The following is a 246-nucleotide window of genomic DNA, read 5'->3' on the forward strand; positions in this document are numbered from 1 at the left end:
GTTGTTCTAATCGCTCAGCTTCTGCTTGCTCTGCTGCAATTCGTGCTTGTTCTAAACGCTCAGCTTCTGCTTGCTCTGCTGCAATACGTTGCTGTTCTAATCGCTCAGCTTCTGCTTGCTCTGCTGCAATACGTACTTGCTCTAAGCGTTCAGCTTCAGCCTTTTCCGCTGCTGCTTTTTCTTGATCAAGGCGCATCTGCGCTTCTTGCTCTGCTAAACGCTGCTGTTGCTCTAACTGTAATGCAT

The 246-nt window shown here is 48.4% G+C and carries 1 pseudogene; it reads right to left on the minus strand.

The window, feature by feature from the left end:
- Positions 1 to 246: pseudogene (locus tag AAEY62_RS24090) on the minus strand (signal recognition particle-docking protein FtsY); the annotation flags it as partial.

It is taken from the genome of Pseudoalteromonas sp. GW168-MNA-CIBAN-0100, assembly GCF_040309225.1.
In the GTDB taxonomy this organism is placed as follows: Bacteria; Pseudomonadota; Gammaproteobacteria; order Enterobacterales; family Alteromonadaceae; genus Pseudoalteromonas; species Pseudoalteromonas arctica.